Origin of the sequence: Streptomyces sp. CC0208, assembly GCF_003443735.1 — a bacterium.
In the GTDB taxonomy this organism is placed as follows: domain Bacteria; phylum Actinomycetota; class Actinomycetes; order Streptomycetales; family Streptomycetaceae; genus Streptomyces; species Streptomyces sviceus.
Genome location: NZ_CP031969.1, coordinates 2,203,296 through 2,218,891, shown reverse-complemented (window position 1 = coordinate 2,218,891; position 15,596 = coordinate 2,203,296). Strand labels below are relative to the sequence as shown.

The window sequence follows — 15,596 nt, the reverse complement described above, 5'->3', positions numbered from 1 at the left end:
CCCCCGGAGTAGCGGGAGCGGCCGACGGGGTCAGACGAGTGGCGGCGACGCGGGCAGATGGTGGTCGGCGGCCCAGGACGCGAGGATGCGCAACCGCTCGTGGGTGGGGGAGCCGGGGGCGGCGGTCCAGACAGTCAGGTGCTGGTCGGGGTCGGTGTTGGCGGTGAGGGTGTCCCAGTCCAGGACGAGCTCGCCGACGACCGGGTGGTTCAGAGTCTTCGTGCCCACGGTGCGGGCGGCCACCCGGTGGTCGCCCCACCAGCGGGCGAACTGCTTGTCCCGCATGGACAGTTCGCCGACCAGCTCGGTCAGGCGGGGGTCCTCGGGATACTTGGCGGCCTCCATGCGCAACTGGGCCACGGAGATCTGCGCGGAGGTCTCCCAGTCGGCGTACAGGGTGCGCATCGCCGGATCCGTGAAGATGATCCGCGGGTAGTTGCGGTGCTTTTCCGGGATCTGGGAGAAGTCGGTGACCAGCGCGGCGGCCAGCGCGTTCCAGGCCAGGATGTCCCCGCGCCGGCCCTGCACGACGGCCGGGGTGGCGGTCAGGTCGTCCAGGACCCGCTGCAGCTGCGGCTGGACCTTCTGCCGGCCGCGGCGGCGGGTGCGGCTGGTGGTCTTGCCCGCGAGCTGGAAGAGGTAGCCGCGCTCGTCGTCATCCAGATGCAGCACCCGGGCGAGAACGTCCAGCACGGGTGCGGACGCCTGCATACGGCCCTGTTCGAGGCGGGTGTAGTAGTCGGTGCTGATGCTGGCGAGCTGGGCGACCTCCTCGCGGCGCAACCCGTCCACGCGCCGGGGCCTGTCGCTTTCGGGCAGCCCGACCGTGTGCGGGCTCAGCTCGGCGCGGCGCTTCTTGAGGAATTCTCCCAGCTCATTGAGGGGAACGTTGGCGGTCATGCTTCCCAGGATGACACCGATTCCACTCGGGAAAGGGGGGAGGATTTACTCCCAGGATGTTCTCCTCCCGGGATGAATTTCTCCGCTTTTCGCGCTTGCCCTCGCGTGTGAGGCTCGATGTCGAGCAGCCGGTCATGACCACGGGCTGCCGTACATCGACCCTCGCCCTGACCCTCGCCCCCCTCTGACCGGGCCGTTGTCGTACGAGCACAGGTACGGATCAGCATCTCCGCAGACCCTCCCAGGAACACCCCGCGATCATCGTCGGCGCCCCCGACTTCGTGAACCGGGACCGTCGGCGTCGTCAGCCTGCATCCCCGGCAGCGCGCATGCGGGCGGGAGCCCCCCCTCACACAAGGAACGACCAATCCCATGACGACCTTCGCTCTCATCGGCGCCGGCCCCGGTCTCGGGCTGGCCACCGCCCGCCGCTTCGGAAGCGCCGGCCACACCGTCGCCCTCATCGCCCGCGACGCCGAGCGCCTGGAGGAGATGACCGCCGAGCTGGCCCGTGACGGTATCCAGGCGCGCGGTTTCACCGCCGACGTCCTCGACATCGAGTCACTGGACGCGGCCCTGTACGCGGCTGCGGCCGATCCGGGCCCCATCGAGATCCTCCAGTACAGCCCGGTGCCGAGCGCCGACTTCATGAGGCCGGTCCTCGACACCAGCGCCGACGACCTCGACGCGCCGCTCGCCTTCTCCGTCAATGGCGCCGTCACCGCCGTGAACGCCGTCCTGCCCGGCATGCGCGAACTCGGCCGCGGCACTCTGCTGTTCGTCAACGGCTCCAGCGCCGTACGCCCCAACCCGAACGTGGCCGGCACGTCGATCGCGTTCGCCGCCGAGAGCGCCTACGCCCGCATGCTGCACGACACGCTCGCCGGGGAGAACATCCACGCCGCCCAGCTGATCATCCCGGGCGCCATCCGGCCCGACGCCGAGCACAGCAGCCCCGACGCGCTGGCACAGCGGCTGTACGACATCCACCAGCAGCGCGACGGATTCCGCCACTACGCCGAGCCCCTGCCCGGTCAATCCCCGGGACGACACCCGTGAACTCGGCCGCCCTCGGTGTCCTCGCCCGTGCCGTCACCGCCACCACTCTCGTGCTGACCGCGGCGGCTTGCACCCACACCTCCCCAGCCTCCTCGCCGGCGACCACCACCGGGCAGCAGACGCCGACAACCGAGGCACCCACCGCACCATCCGACAGGAACACCGCCATGGACATCCAAGTCACCCTCGACGGCCGCCCCGTCGGCGCCCGCTTGAACGACAGCCCTGCCGCCCGTGACTTCGCCGCGCTGCTCCCGCTCACTGTGGACCTGAAGGACTTCCACCACACAGAGCGGATCGCCGACCTGCCGCGCAGGCTGACCACCTCCGGCGCTCCCGAGCCGCGCACGCCGAAGGCGGGCGACCTGGCCTACTACGCGCCCTGGGGCAACCTGGCCCTCTTCTACCGCGACGGCGACTCCGCCAACGCCGACCTGCTGATCCTCGGCAGCATCGACGCCGACACCGACAGGCTTGCCGGGGCCGACCGCATCACCGTCGAAGCCGCGCCCTGACCCGTCCCACCACGCGCCCCGCACGTGACGCCACGCATGAAGGGGGGAGGAGACCCTCCCCTTTTCGCCCGGTTCGGTCCATGGAACCGTCGAGGACGTGGCCGCGCCGTCCGCAGTCTGCCGTGACGCCCGAGCCGCCGCCCATGATCCGCCGTTTTCCGCACAAGGAGAGACCACAGGTATGCCTTCCGCGTCCGGGACTACCCCCGCCAAGCTTCCCTTCGTCGTCTGGGTGCTCGCCGCCGGCACGTTCCTGATGGGGACCACCGAGTTCGTGGTCGCCGGTCTGCTGCCGGAGTTGGCCGCCGACCTCGGAGTCGACGTCTCCCACGCAGGGCTGCTGATCACCTCCTTCGCCATCGGCATGATCATCGGAGCGCCGGCCATGGCCATGGCGACGCTGCGCCTTCCTCAGCGTCGGACGCTCGTCCTGGCCCTGTCCGTGTTCTGCCTCGGACACCTGGTGGCCGCCCTGAGCACGTCCTTCACCGTCGTGCTCTCGGCCCGCGTCGTCACAGCCCTGGCCACCGGAGCGTTCTGGTCCGTCGGGTTCGTCGTCGCCACCACCGCTGCCGGGCCGCGCAACGCGACTCGCGCCACGGGCGCCATGATCGGCGGCCTGACCCTGGCCAACGTCGTCGGCGTGCCGATCGGCTCCTTCGCCGGCCAGTTCACCGGCTGGCGCGGCCCCTTCTGGGCCCTGGCCGTCCTCTCAGGGCTTGCCGCCGTGTTCATCGGCCGCTTCATCCCGGCCCAGGGACAGCGCGTCGAGGTGTCCCTCCGGGCCGAGGTCCGGGCGCTGAGGCAGGGCCGGCTGTGGCTGGCGCTCGGCGCCGCGATGCTGATCATGGGCGGTGTGCTGGCGACGTACACGTACGTCACCCCGTTGCTGACCGACCGCGCCGGTATCCCGGCAGGCGCGGTACCGCTCGTCCTCATCGCCTTCGGCGTCGGAGCCCTGGGCGGCACCACCACCGGAGGCCGCCTGGGCGACCGCCGGCCGATGGCCACCACTCTGACGGCCGCGGCCGCCACCGCCCTGGTCCTGCTCCTGATGATCCCGCTGTCCGGCAACCCGGTGACGGCCACCGTCCTCGTCTTCCTCATGGGCCTGACCGGCTTCACGGTCAACCCGGTCGTCACCGCCCTCGCCATGCGCTTCGCGGGCGACGCCCCCACCCTGACCTCGGCGCTGACCACCTCCGCCTTCAACACGGGGATCGCCGCCGGCTCGGCGCTCGCGGGTACGGCCCTGGACTCCTCCCTCGGCCTGACCGGCCCGCCCCTGGTCGGCACCGTCATCGCCGCCCTCACCCTGCTGCCCCTGATCGGCCTCGCCGTCTCCGGCACGTCCCACAAGGGGCGGATCGTGGCCCAGAGCGGTGCCCACACCCACGCTCGACGCGACGAACCCGCGCAGGTGCCGCCGCAGCACTGACTCAAGCCCCGAGCCGTGCCCTGCCGACACGAACCCGACGACGTACCAGCAAGCGAGAGGACTCCGCCCCATGACCGTGACCGACGCGGCCTTCACCGGCAAGGCGGCCTTCGTGACCGGAGCCGGCTCGGGCATCGGCCGCGCCACCGCCGTAGCCTTCGCTCGCGCGGGCGGGCAGGCACTGGCCCTCACCTGCGACGTCACCAGTGAAGACGACGTCAATTCGGCCCTGGGCGACGCCGTCCAGGCGTTCGGGCGACTGGACGCGGCCTTCAACAACGCCGGCGTCGAGCAGCCGGTCAAACCGGCCGCGGACATCGCGAAGGACGAGTGGGATTGGGTCCTCGGCGTCAGCCTGACCGGAATGTTCCTGTGCGTGAAGCACGAGATCCCCCTCATGCTCCGGCAGGGGGGCGGCGCGATCGTCAACGCCTCGTCCGGCGCGGGCGTCAAGGGCTTCGGGACGCCCTGCTCGCGGACGAGCCGATCGGACGCCTCGGCACGCCCGAGGAGATCGCAGCCGCCGTGCTGTGGCTCTGCTCGGACGCCGCCTCATTCGCCACCGGCCACGCCCTGGTCGTCGACGGCGGCCAGACCGTCTGACGGCGGCTGCGTCGCCCGCCAGGGACAACCCACGCATCGACAACACCGGAGAGACACCGTGGAATTCATCAAGGAACAGCCCAGCAGCAAGGCCCCGGCGGACTGGTTCACCGGCGACGTCTGGTGGGACGTCATCGTGGCCGGCCATGCCCCGTCCAGGATGCGCGCCAACCTGGTCCGCTTCTCACCGGGCGCCCGCACCAACTGGCACTCCCACGCCCTGGGCCAGACCCTGCACGTCGTTTCCGGCATCGCCCTGATCGGTACCCGGGACGGCACCGTCTTCGAGGCCCACCCCGGCGAGACCGTCGCCTGCCCGCCGAACGAGGAACACTGGCACGGCGCCCTCCCCGACCGGTTCATGGAGCACATCGCCCTGTGGGAGGGCACCGGCGACAGCACTCCCGAGACCGACTGGGCCGAGCCGGTGACCGACCACCAGTACAACGGCACCCGCACCCGCAACCAGTAGCCTCGTCCGGTCGACCACGCAACCCGGGCTCACGCACGACGTCAGGGGAGCCCGCACCAGGGCCGCGGTCAGAGACCGGCTCTGTCCTGCCCCGCCGCGCGCGCAAGTGCCCCTGACGACGTCGGCCAGTCGCTTCTGACGGAGCGTAAAGGGGGGAGAAAAGTCTCCCTGCCACGAGAGTTGCCGGTGGTGTGAGACTCCCCAGGTGACCAGTCACCGCTGCCACAGCGCGCGGTTGCCCCTGTCCCTGCGGTGACGACGATCCGCTCTCCCGTCCCGCTGTTGAGTACGGCCGATCCGTCCGCGAACGAAGGCGTACGTATGTCCACTGAACTCCCCGAGTCTGCCGTTCCACCCCCCACCGGGGCCGGCGAGTCCTCCCCGGCGCCCACTCGGCGCACGTTCATCGCCACCAGCACCGCGGCCGGTGGTGCCGTCGTCGCGGGCGGCGTGATCGCAGGGACCTCGCTTCTCGACCCGGAGGGGGCGACGGCCGCCGAGCGGCCGCCCTCCAGCCGGGTCTCCCTGACGGTCAACGGCACCCGTCGGACCGTGACGGTCGACAACCGCACCTCACTCCTGGACCTGCTCCGCGAGCACCTCGGCCTCACCGGCTCGAAGAAGGGCTGCAACGCCGGGGCCTGCGGAGCGTGCACCGTGCTGGTCGACGGCCGGCGGGTCAACGCCTGTCTGACGCTCGCCGTCCGGCTGGAAGGCACCGAGGTCACCACGATCGAGGGCCTGGCCGAGGGCGATCAACTCCACCCGTTGCAGCAGGCGTTCATCGAGCAGGACGCCTTTCAGTGCGGCTACTGCACTCCCGGCCAGATCCTCTCCGGGGTCGGCTGCATCCAGGAGGGGCATACCGGTTCGCCGGAGGAGATCCGGGAGTGGATGAGCGGCAACATCTGCCGCTGCGGCTGCTACGTCAAGATCGTGCGCGCGGTCGAACAGACCGCGGGCCGGAAGTAAGGCCGGGCCCTCATGCATCCCTTCACCTACACCCGCGTCTCCGACACCCGTGAGGCCATCGACGCCGGCCGTCGCGGCGGGCGCTACATCGCCGGCGGCACCACGCTCGTCGACCTGATGCGCGAGACCGTCGAGCACCCCGCCGCCCTCGTCGACATCTCCCGTCTGCCGCTGCGCGAGATCACCGCCACCGAGCGGGGCGGGCTGCGCATCGGCGCCCTGGTGACCATGTCCGAGGCCGCAGCGCATCCCGAAGTGCGCACCCTGTACCCCGTCGTCTCCGAGGCGCTGGAGCTGAGCGCGTCGGCCCAGCTGCGCAACATGGCCAGCATCGGCGGCAACATCATGCAACGCACCCGGTGCACGTACTTCCGTGACGTGACCGCCGACTGCAACAAGCGGGATCCGGGATCCGGTTGTGCGGCCCGGGACGGCTACAACCGCGCGCACGCGATCCTGGGTACCTCCGACTCCTGCGTGGCCACCCACGCTTCCGACGTCGCCGTGGCATTCGCCGCCCTGGAGGCGAGCGTGCACCTACTGGGTCCCGGCGGGGAACGCCGGGTGCCCTTCGCCGACTTCCTGCTCAAGCCGGGTGACACCCCTCAGCGTGAACAGGCCGTCAGACGGGGCGAGTTGATTACGGCAGTGGAGATTTCGGCGCTTCCGCGTCCGCTGAGGTCGGGCTATCTGAAGGTGCGTGACCGGCAGTCGTACGAGTTCGCGCTCACCTCGGCGGCCGTCGCGCTGCACATCAAGGGCGGGGTGATCCACGAGGCGAAGGTCGCCGCCGGGGGAGTGGGCACGGTGCCCTGGAAGCTGCCCGAGGTCGAGCGGCACCTCGTCGGCCGACGCCCCTCGGACGCTCTGTGGACGACGGCCGCGGAGAAGGCGGCGGAGGGGGCGCGCCCGCTCGCGCACAACCGCTTCAAGGTCGCGCTGCTCAGGCGGACCGTCGAACGTCAGCTGCGCGTCGTAGGAGGTATGAAATGAGCCCTCAGCCGCAGGCAGCCGTGGGTGCGCCGCTGTCCCGGGTGGACGGCCGGCTCAAGGTCACGGGCAAGGCGGTGTACGCCGCCGAGCACGACATCGAGGGGGCGGTTCACGCCGTCCTCGTGGATGCGAGCATCGGGCGCGGCCGTATCACCTCCCTCGACACCGCTGCCGCCGAGAAGGCCGCGGGTGTGCTGCGGGTGATCAGCCATCGCAACGCGCCGAAGCTGCCGTACCGCGACAACGCAGGCTCCAACAACCCGCCCGGGCATCGGCTTCGGGTCTTCCAGGACGACCGGGTGCTCTTCCACGGACAGCCGGTCGCCGTCGTCGTGGCCACCACCCTGGAGGCCGCGCAACACGGCGCGAGCCTGGTCGAGGTCCGCTACGACGGCGAACAGCCGTCGACCGACCTCACCGAGGCTGAGCCGGGCGAGCCGGCGAACTATGCCCGCGGCGACGCGGAAGCCGGGCTGCGCTCAGCCGCCGTACGGCTGGACCTGACCTACCAACTGGCCCGCAACCACCACAATCCGATGGAGCCGCACGCCACCGTCGCCCGCTGGGACGGCAACAAGCTGACCGTCTGGGACAAGACCCAGTGGGTGATGGGCACGCGTGACGAACTCTCCGCCGTGTTCGGTCTGCCCGCGGAGTCGGTGCGCGTCATCAACCCGTTCGTCGGCGGAGGCTTCGGCAGTGGGCTGCGCTGCTGGCCGCACACGGTCGTGGCAGCCCTGGCCGCACGGGAGACGGGCCGTCCGGCCATGCTGGTGCTCAGCCGCCGGCAGATGTACTTCGGTACCGGCTTCCGGCCCTCCTACGCGTACCGGCTGCGCCTCGGCAGCGACCGGCGCGGGCGGTTGAACGCCGCGATCCACGACATGGACGCCGAGACCTCCTCGTACGAGACCTTTGTCGAAGCCACCGGGGCGCCGGGACAGATGCTCTACAGCATGCCGAACGTGAGCCAGGCGTACCGGCAGGTGCCCCTGGACGTGAACACCCCGATCTGGATGCGCGGGCCCGGCTTCGCCACGGGGTCCTTCGTGATCGAGTCGGCCATGGACGAGCTCGCGCACGAGCTCGGCATCGACCCGATCGAGCTGCGCCTGCGCAACGAACCGGACGAGGACCCGTCGAACGACCTGCCGTTCTCCACCCGCCGGCTGCGTGAGTGCTACACCGTGGGAGCGCGTGAGTTCGGCTGGCACCGCCGCTCGCCCCGGCCGCGTGGCCGGCGTGAGGGTGACTGGCTGATCGGCATGGGCATGGCCGCGGGCGTCTACCACTCGGGCAGCAACGCTGCCGAGGCGCGGGTCCGCCTGGACGCCGACGGCACCGCTCTGGTGGAGACCGCCGCCAGTGACATGGGGCCGGGCACCTACACCTCGCAGACTCAGGTGGCCGCCGACGCGCTCGGGTTGACCGTGCGCTCGGTGACCTTCCGGCTGGGAGATTCGCTCTATCCGCCGACTCCGCCCCATGGCGGCTCCCAGACCATGGCCAGCGTCGGCTCCGCCGTCCTGGACGGCTGCGACAAGGTCCGCAGGCAGGCGGTCAAGCTGGCCGTCGAGGACCGCGGGTCACCGTTGTACGGGGTGGCCGCCGACGACGTGGTGGTCCGCAACGGCCGACTGCACGTACCGGGCAACCCGGCGCGGGGGGAGACGTACAAGAGCCTGCTGGCCCGCAACAACCGCTCCCACCTGGAAGTACGTGGCTCCTACGGCGGCCCGTCCCGTCCCGGGCGGCACTCGATTTCCGCCTACAACGCCACCTTCGCCGAGGTCGCCGTCGACGCCACGCTGGGGCTGGTGCGGGTGCGGCGGATGCTCGGGGTGTACGACGCGGGCCGCGTCATCAGCCCCAAGCTCGCCGACAGCCAGGCCATCGGCGGCATGGTGGGCGGCATCGGCCAGGCCCTGCTCGAACACACGGTCACCGACCACCGCGACGGGCGGATCGTCAACGCGAACCTCGCCGACTACCTCGTCCCGGTGAACGCCGACGTCCCCGACGTCGAGGCGATCTATCTGAACGGCGAGGACCACGAGGCCGATCCGCTCGGCGTCAAGGGCCTCGGCGAGGTTGTCCTCGTCGGCGTGGCGCCGGCCATCGCGAACGCGGTGTTCAACGCCACCGGCCGCCGCATCCGCGAACTGCCCATCACTGCCGAGGCGTTGCTCTAGCCCTGGATTTTCCTTCGTTGCAGGGCCACCGACCCGCCCGGCAATCCCCCGCATGGCCAACCACGGAGAGCGACCCATGCTGAACATCGCGGACACACTGCACCGCTGGTGCCGTGGGGCACGTCCCGCGCCGACCTCGACGGGGCGGGGGAAGAATGCCCCGAGCAGCTGTCCCTCCTCGTCCACGTGGCGGCCACCCGCCCCCGCATGCCGATCTTCGGTGCGGTCGACTTCGCCGCCGCGCTCAGCCAGGTGGGCCGCTTCCTGGGCTACCGGGTCACCGTCTGCGACGCCCGCCCCGTCTTCGCCACGGCCGCACGCTTCCCGCACGCGGACGAGGTGGTGGTCGATTGGCCGCACCGCTACCTGGAACGCACCGATGTCGACGAGCGCACCGCCGTCTGCGTCCTCACCCACGACGCCAAGTTCGACATCCCCCTGCTGCGCCGGGCGCTCGCCCTGCTCGTCGGCTACGTCGGCGCGATGGGCTCCCGCCGCACCCACGACGAACGCCTGCGGCGCCTGCGTGAAGCCGGGGCGTGCGGCGAACAGTTGGCCCGGGCACCGACAGTTGCCCGTGCAGGGGCTCGACGTTCGGCGAGGGCGCCGGTGTTCGGTGAGGGGGCTGGCCTTGGCCGACGCTCAGTCGAACAGCGGTGCCAGCGCGGTGTCGCCCGCGAGGATCCGCCAGGCGGGTACCCGCACCGTCCGGCTCACGGGGCAGGGTTTCGCCCCGTGGCCTCCGGAGGGCAGGCCGGTGAGCAGGTCGCCTCGCGCGTGGGTCAGCCGAAGGTGTCGCGCGGGGTCTTCGCCTGGCCTCGGGCCGGGGTCGATCAGCACCGCCGTGTTCTCGCCGGCGTCGGTGAACAGCAGGTCCACCGAGTGGCCGCCCACCAGAACGGCCCGCTCCAGATCGGTGATGCCCCGTCCGGCCAGGTACTGCTGGAGGCGGTCGGCGAGGTCCTCGCGGGCCTCGGCCACCGGGCCGGGGGCGCCTGCCTCGGCCGTCGTGCCCGCGTCGCCCGCTCCCAGGGGTGCCGAACGCGCGGCGAGGAGGGCGGGCAGGCCGCTCTGGTCCTGCCAGAAGGCGCGACTTCCTACCGTGATCAGCTGCGACTTGGCGCGTGTGACCGCCACGTTCCACAGGTTGACCTGGCTCGCGACCCAGTGGGTCGTCCGGTCCGGTGTGTTGTGCGTGGCCACCGGGCTGAGCACCATCACGTCCCGCTGTCCGCCCTGGAAGGTGTGGACGGTGCCGACCCGGACGCGGTCGTCGTCCCGCCACATCGGGGCCAGCGTCTCCTTCTGCGCGCGGAACGGCGTGACCACTCCCACCGTCGCGTCCGGCGGAAGTCCCGCCAGCAGCCCGTCGACCACGTGCCGTACGGCCCTCGCCTCCGCCGCGTTCCGCCAGGACTGCCCGTCGCCGCCGCGCGCCGACTCCCCGGACGGTACGTCGACCCAGCCGAGCACCGGTGCCGGGTCGGCCGCTCCCACCGGGTCGTGTGCCGGCACCTGCCGCCGCACGTCGGTCAGCACCCGCAACCGGCCGCCGTAGCAGTGGCCGTTGACGACGTCCGCGATGCCAGGGTGGCAGCGGTAGTGCTCGTCGAGGAGCAGCGCGCTGTCGCCGTGCTGTTCGGCCGCGTGGTAGGACGAGTGCACGTGGTAGGTGAGGCGATGGTGCTCCAACTGCGCGGCGCTCAGCCCGGCCCGTACCCGTGCCTGACGCTCCTGCTGCGGTGACACGCCGGGGATGTGCCCGAGCTGCATGGGGTCACCGATGATCAGTGCCCGACGGGCCCGGAACAGCAGCGGCAGCACCGCCGGGACGGAGCACTGGCTGGCCTCGTCGATGACCACGAGGTCGAACAGCTTCGGGGCGAGCTCCAGTTGCCGTACCGAGTGGGTGCTGACGGCCCATCCCTTGATGTGCGTCATCAGGTTCTTCTGGCTGCGCTGGTAGCCGGAGCGGCGGCGGAGCGCCTGGAGCCGCTGGTTCATGAGCGAGGTGGCCCGGTTCAGCGCCTCGGCGGACAGCGCGCGGGACAGTTCCGCCGACAGCCCGGACAGCGCTTCCGCCGTCGCGAGCCGGGCCTGCCTGAGCCCTTCCTCGTCCCATTCCCCGTGCCCTTGGACGAGTTCCCGTAGCTCCCGCTCCACGGACACGAGCCCGGCCAGGGACTCCAGCAGTGCGGGCGGCACGGGGCGTCCCGTCGCCCACTCCGGCCATGCCGGTCCGGCACCGTCCGCAAGCTCCGCTTCCGCCGCGATCAGAGCGGCGAGCGCCCGCCCGCGCCGCCATGCCCCGAGCTGCCACCAGCGGAAGCCGACGGTCTTCCGCGCCCGCTCCGCCCAGCGGCCCAGCGATGCCACGCCGTCGCTGTCCGCCGCCCAGGCCCCTTCGAGCAGGGGCACGGGCAGCTCCAGGGCGGCGGCCCGCTCCTCCCGGTCGTGGAGCAGCTCCAGCAGCCGTCCTTCCTCGCCGACGCGATGGGCCGCCTGTGCCCGCAACCGGTCGGCCGTTCCCCGGGTGGTGCGCAGTTCCCCGCCCACGGTGGCCGATCCGCGTGGCGTCGCCCCGGCCGGTTCGGCGAGGAGCAGTTCCAGTTTGGCGGCCTCCCGCTCCAGCGCCTCCGCGTTGCCCGTCCGCATCAGCAGGCCGGGCGCGATGTCGTCGCAGCGCTGGGCGACGACGTTCACTGCCTCATTGTTCGTGGAGGCGACCAGCACCGACTGCCCCGCGGCGACACAGGTGGTGACGACCGCCGTGACGACCTCGCTCTTCCCCGTGCCGGGCGGTCCGGTCGCCACCGTCAGCGGTTGGGTCATCGCCGACGAGATCACCCGCTCCTGGCTCTCGTTGCACGGCCCCGGAGCGACCGGTGTCACCGGGTTCGCCGCGACGGCGGCCGGGGTCGGGTCCTGCCGGGCCCCGCCGTTCAGGAGTGCGTCCAGGGCGGTGCCCGGGATCTGAGCGGTCCGTGTCGAGATCTGGAGCAGGTTCTCCACCAGCGCCTGGGTGGCCATGGCCTCCGCGCCCGAAGGCACCAGCAGCACGGCCGCGTTGTGCGCGCCGGGCCGCAGCGCCTGCATCACCGTGCGGTCGCTCAGCGCGGAGGGGTCCAGCGGTTCGAGTTCCGGCAGCCCCAGCTCGTCCAGCAACTCCCTGATGGCGCGCAGCATCTGGGCGTCGTTGCCCTCCTGCCAGGCCGGTTGCCAGCGCGCCACCAGGTCGGCCGCGTCGCCGGCGTCCAGGAGTTCCGAGACGACGCCGCTGTGCAGGGACGGCACCCCGCTGGGCCGCAGTACGTCCCGGCCCTCCTCGTCCGGTGCCAGCTCCATCTGCTGGATGAGCAGCGGCGCCAGCTCCACCGCCGCGCGGCGCCCCCGGCCGCCGTCCCGCGCGGGCAGCGTGATCGCCGGATAGCCGTACCAGTACTCCTGTCGCGAGCCCGCCTCGGTGTCCGAGCCGCTCCGCCCCTCCTGCGGTCGGGGCAACGCTCCGGGCGCGACGATGTGCGGTCCGCGCCCCGACTGGATGGTCTCCTCGCCCTGGGCCAGCAGGAAGTACTTCTTGTTCCGGCCGCTGTCCCGGTCCGGCCGCATCCCGGCCGCCGCCTGCGCGGTGAGGCAGTCGGCGTAGTACCGCAGCAGCCGCTGCGCGTCGACGCCGTCCCGCTCGTCCGCGTCGGCCAGCTCCCGGGCCTTGAGCAGCGCGGGGGAGTGCCGGACGGTTCCGGAGACGGCGTGGGGGAGCGCGGGGAGCCGCACCGGTCGTGCCACCGACCGGGCGAAGGGGAGGCTGCGGGTCGCCCTGATCGTGGACTTGGTGGGCCGCTGCTCCTCCGGTACGCCGTCGCGGGTCATCTGGGCGGTGAGGTAGTCGAAGAGGTCGTCCGGGGTGATCCAGCCGCCCTCCTTGATCCGGCCGTTGCGCAGCCCCTCGACGATCTCCCCGGTGAACCGGGAGGTGCCGAGGCCCGACCCGGGCGGCGCCATCGCGGAGGCCGCCTGGAGGGCGTCGGACGCGGTGATGAAGTACACGCCGGTCGGTTGCAGCAGGGTGCTCGGCGCGGGCCGGTCCGGGTCCCCCGACGGGCCCTTGGCGGTCCAGCCCTGGACGACGGACCCGCTGGAGCAGCAGTCCAGCAGGACCAGTTTGGAGGCGGCCCGGCAGGACTGGAGCATCCGCTCCAGAAACTCCGCCGGTACGGCCGTGCCCGGCAGGTCGGCCGGGTCGGTGTCCCGGGTCAGGAAGTACAGCTGGCCGTCCTGCTCGCAGTACTCGCCGTGCCCGCTGAAGTAGAGCAGCGCGGTCTCACTGGGCTGCCGTGCCTCCAGGAACGTCTCGACGGCGTGCAGCATCTGCGCCCGCGTCGGCTCCGCGGCCAGCGCGCACTCGTTGTACATGCCGATCTCGGTGTTCTCCAGCACCGCCCGCATGTAGTGCAGATCGGCGCGTACGGCCGGGAGGTCGGCGTATGTCTCGCTGTCGTACGTGGAGACGCCGACGAGCAGCGCGTGCCGGTCGTTGTCGGTCATCGCCGCTCAGCCCGCCGTCGTCGCCGTCGTGCCGTCGCCGTCGTCCGCGAGGAACCGCTCGACCAGTGCGTCGTCCTCGCGGGCCTCCTTGCCGCTGATGTGCAGGGTTGCCCCGTCGGGCCGCTTGACTACGATGGTGCGCTGCGGGACCCGCGCCAGCCACGTCTGCACCAGCGCGACCACGAAGGAACCGGCGCTCAGCAGCAGCCCCACGGTCTCGGCGGACGGCCCGCCCTTGTCGCCGGCCCCCAGCACGTTGCCGGGCGCGGGAACGTCGAGCCTGGCCGTGGGGTCCACCTCGCCGAACGCGGCGAGCAGTTCGCGCGCGTCCTTGCGGGCGCGCAGCGGATCGTCGTCGACGACGGAGATCAGGTATCCGGTGTGGTTGTCGGGCATGGCGGTCTCGTGCTCCCCCTGGATTCACCGGCTCCCTGCCGGGCGAACGAGACTAGTGCCCGGCACTGACACCGGACGTCCAAGTGGGTCTGCTGTCCCGGTCGTTGGCGTGAAACCGGCCGACGATGGCCGGGGCGTGTGGGCATCACTTCGGGCACAGCTCTGCCTGCCCGGTCCTGCCCGGTCCTGCCCGGCAGGTCGCCGGCACCGAAAGGGCGCCGCCCGACCTCCGCGTTTTCGCATCCGGCTTCCCCATGGCATCTTTGCGACGACCCACCCCATGGCGCGCGGCCCTTCTGGAGCCCTCGACCAAGTGACCCCCGGAGGCCCGCGTATGAGGATCTCGCAACGTGCCCAGTCCGTCGCGCCGTTCTACGCCATGGAGTTCGGCAAGCATGCCGCGGCGCTGGAGGCCGAGGGGCAGCACGTCGTCAAGCTCAGTCTGGGGGAGCCGGACTTCGGGGCGCCGCCGGCCGTGCTGGACGCGCTGCGGGGGGTCGTGGGGAGCAGGCCCCTGAGTTACACGGGGGCGCTCGGGCTGCCCGAACTGCGGCTGGCCGTAGCGCGGTTCTATGGTGAGCGGCACGGTGTCGACGTCGATCCGGGGCGGGTCGTCGTAACCGCCGGGGCGTCGGCCGCGCTGGTGCTGGGTGCCGCCGCGCTCGTCGATCCCGGGGACGAGGTGCTGATCGCCGACCCCTCGTACCCCTGCAACCGGCAGATCGCCGAGAGCTTCGGGGCGCGGGTCACGCTCGTGCCCACCAGCGCCGGGTCGCGGTACCAGCTGGACGCCGCCTCCGTGCGGTCGTACTGGACGGACCGCACCCGCGGGATCATGATCGCGAGCCCGTCCAACCCGACGGGCACCTCCGTCCCGGCCGACGAGCTGGCGGCCATCTGCGAGCTCGCCCGGGAGCGGGACGCCTGGCGGATCGTCGACGAGATCTACCTCGACCTCGGCGACCATGACGAGCACGGGCGGCCGCCGCGCAGTGTGCTGTCGTACGACGAGGACGCCGTGGTCATCAACAGCTTCTCGAAGTACTTCGGGATGACCGGCTGGCGGCTGGGCTGGTGTGTGGTGCCCGAGGCACTGGTGCCCGCGCTGGAGCGGCTGGCCCAGAACTACATGATCTGCGCCTCCACGCCCGCCCAGTACGCCGCGCTCGCCTGCTTCACGCCCGAGTCGCTCGCCGTGTGCGAGGACCGGCGGGCCGAGTTCGGGCGGCGGCGGGCGCTCGTCCTCGACGGTCTCGCGCAGATCGGGCTGCCGGTGCCCGTGCCGCCCGACGGGGCCTTCTACATCTACTTCGACGTCAGCGGCACCGGGCTCACCTCGTGGGAGTTCTGCGGACGGGCGCTGCGTCAGGCGCGGGTCGCGCTCACGCCGGGGCGGGACTTCGGGGTGGGCACCGCCGACACGCATGTACGGCTGTCCTACGCCGCCTCGGCCGACGAGCTGCGCGAGGGGATCGCGCGGCTCGGGAAGTTCCTCGGCACGCTGTGAATGA

At 71.8% G+C, this 15,596-nt stretch carries 11 protein-coding genes and 2 pseudogenes; 10 read left to right on the top strand and 3 right to left on the bottom strand.

Annotated elements, in window-relative coordinates; genetic code table 11:
* Positions 1–30: 30 nt before the first annotated feature.
* Complete coding sequence (locus tag D1369_RS09985; RefSeq protein ID WP_007385279.1) at positions 31–900, bottom strand: helix-turn-helix transcriptional regulator; 870 nt, start codon at positions 898–900, stop codon at positions 31–33.
* 372 nt (positions 901–1,272) lie between these two features.
* On the opposite strand from D1369_RS09985, the gene D1369_RS09980 reads away from it, so the two are divergent.
* From D1369_RS09980 to D1369_RS09940, 9 genes and pseudogenes are all read left to right on the top strand, one after another.
* Positions 1,273–1,959, top strand: a complete 687-nt coding sequence (locus tag D1369_RS09980; RefSeq protein WP_007385280.1) for an SDR family NAD(P)-dependent oxidoreductase — start codon at positions 1,273–1,275, stop codon at positions 1,957–1,959.
* The gene (locus D1369_RS09975; protein ID WP_007385281.1) at positions 1,956–2,474 is read left to right on the top strand and encodes a cyclophilin-like fold protein; all 519 of its coding nucleotides are present in this window, start codon (positions 1,956–1,958) and stop codon (positions 2,472–2,474) included. The genes D1369_RS09980 and D1369_RS09975 overlap by 4 nt, the downstream gene beginning before the upstream one ends.
* A gap of 181 nt (positions 2,475–2,655) precedes the next feature.
* A complete protein-coding gene (locus tag D1369_RS09970; RefSeq protein WP_007385282.1) occupies positions 2,656–3,912 on the top strand; it encodes an MFS transporter in 1,257 nt (418 codons plus the stop codon).
* A 70-nt stretch (positions 3,913–3,982) separates the two neighbouring features.
* Positions 3,983–4,515 (top strand): annotated as a pseudogene (locus tag D1369_RS09965) (SDR family oxidoreductase).
* A 58-nt stretch (positions 4,516–4,573) separates the two neighbouring features.
* Positions 4,574–4,987: a cupin domain-containing protein gene (locus D1369_RS09960; RefSeq protein WP_037903722.1), complete on the top strand. Its 414-nt coding sequence runs from the start codon at positions 4,574–4,576 to the stop codon at positions 4,985–4,987.
* A gap of 321 nt (positions 4,988–5,308) precedes the next feature.
* Positions 5,309–5,959 carry a (2Fe-2S)-binding protein gene (locus D1369_RS09955; RefSeq protein ID WP_007385284.1) on the top strand — a complete coding sequence of 217 codons (651 nt, stop codon included), beginning with the start codon at positions 5,309–5,311 and terminating at the stop codon, positions 5,957–5,959.
* A 12-nt stretch (positions 5,960–5,971) separates the two neighbouring features.
* Entirely contained in the window at positions 5,972–6,952 is a 981-nt protein-coding gene (locus tag D1369_RS09950) for a xanthine dehydrogenase family protein subunit M (RefSeq protein ID WP_007385285.1), read from the top strand.
* Positions 6,949–9,144 carry a xanthine dehydrogenase family protein molybdopterin-binding subunit gene (locus tag D1369_RS09945; protein ID WP_007385286.1) on the top strand — a complete coding sequence of 732 codons (2,196 nt, stop codon included), beginning with the start codon at positions 6,949–6,951 and terminating at the stop codon, positions 9,142–9,144. Before D1369_RS09950 ends, D1369_RS09945 begins: the two co-directional genes overlap by 4 nt.
* Before the next feature lie 168 nt (positions 9,145–9,312).
* A pseudogene (locus D1369_RS09940) lies at positions 9,313–9,681 on the top strand (XdhC family protein); the annotation flags it as partial.
* 105 nt (positions 9,682–9,786) lie between these two features.
* Here D1369_RS09940 and D1369_RS09935 read toward each other — a convergent pair.
* Together D1369_RS09935 and D1369_RS09930 are read right to left on the bottom strand one after the other, a co-directional pair.
* Positions 9,787–13,689, bottom strand: coding sequence for an AAA domain-containing protein (locus D1369_RS09935; RefSeq protein ID WP_007385287.1), 3,903 nt, complete (start codon positions 13,687–13,689; stop codon positions 9,787–9,789).
* A gap of 6 nt (positions 13,690–13,695) precedes the next feature.
* Positions 13,696–14,085 carry a hypothetical protein gene (locus tag D1369_RS09930; protein WP_007385288.1) on the bottom strand — a complete coding sequence of 130 codons (390 nt, stop codon included), beginning with the start codon at positions 14,083–14,085 and terminating at the stop codon, positions 13,696–13,698.
* A gap of 334 nt (positions 14,086–14,419) precedes the next feature.
* On the opposite strand from D1369_RS09930, the gene D1369_RS09925 reads away from it, so the two are divergent.
* A complete protein-coding gene (locus D1369_RS09925; RefSeq protein ID WP_118082415.1) occupies positions 14,420–15,592 on the top strand; it encodes a pyridoxal phosphate-dependent aminotransferase in 1,173 nt (390 codons plus the stop codon).
* The last annotated feature ends 4 nt before the right edge of the window (positions 15,593–15,596 follow it).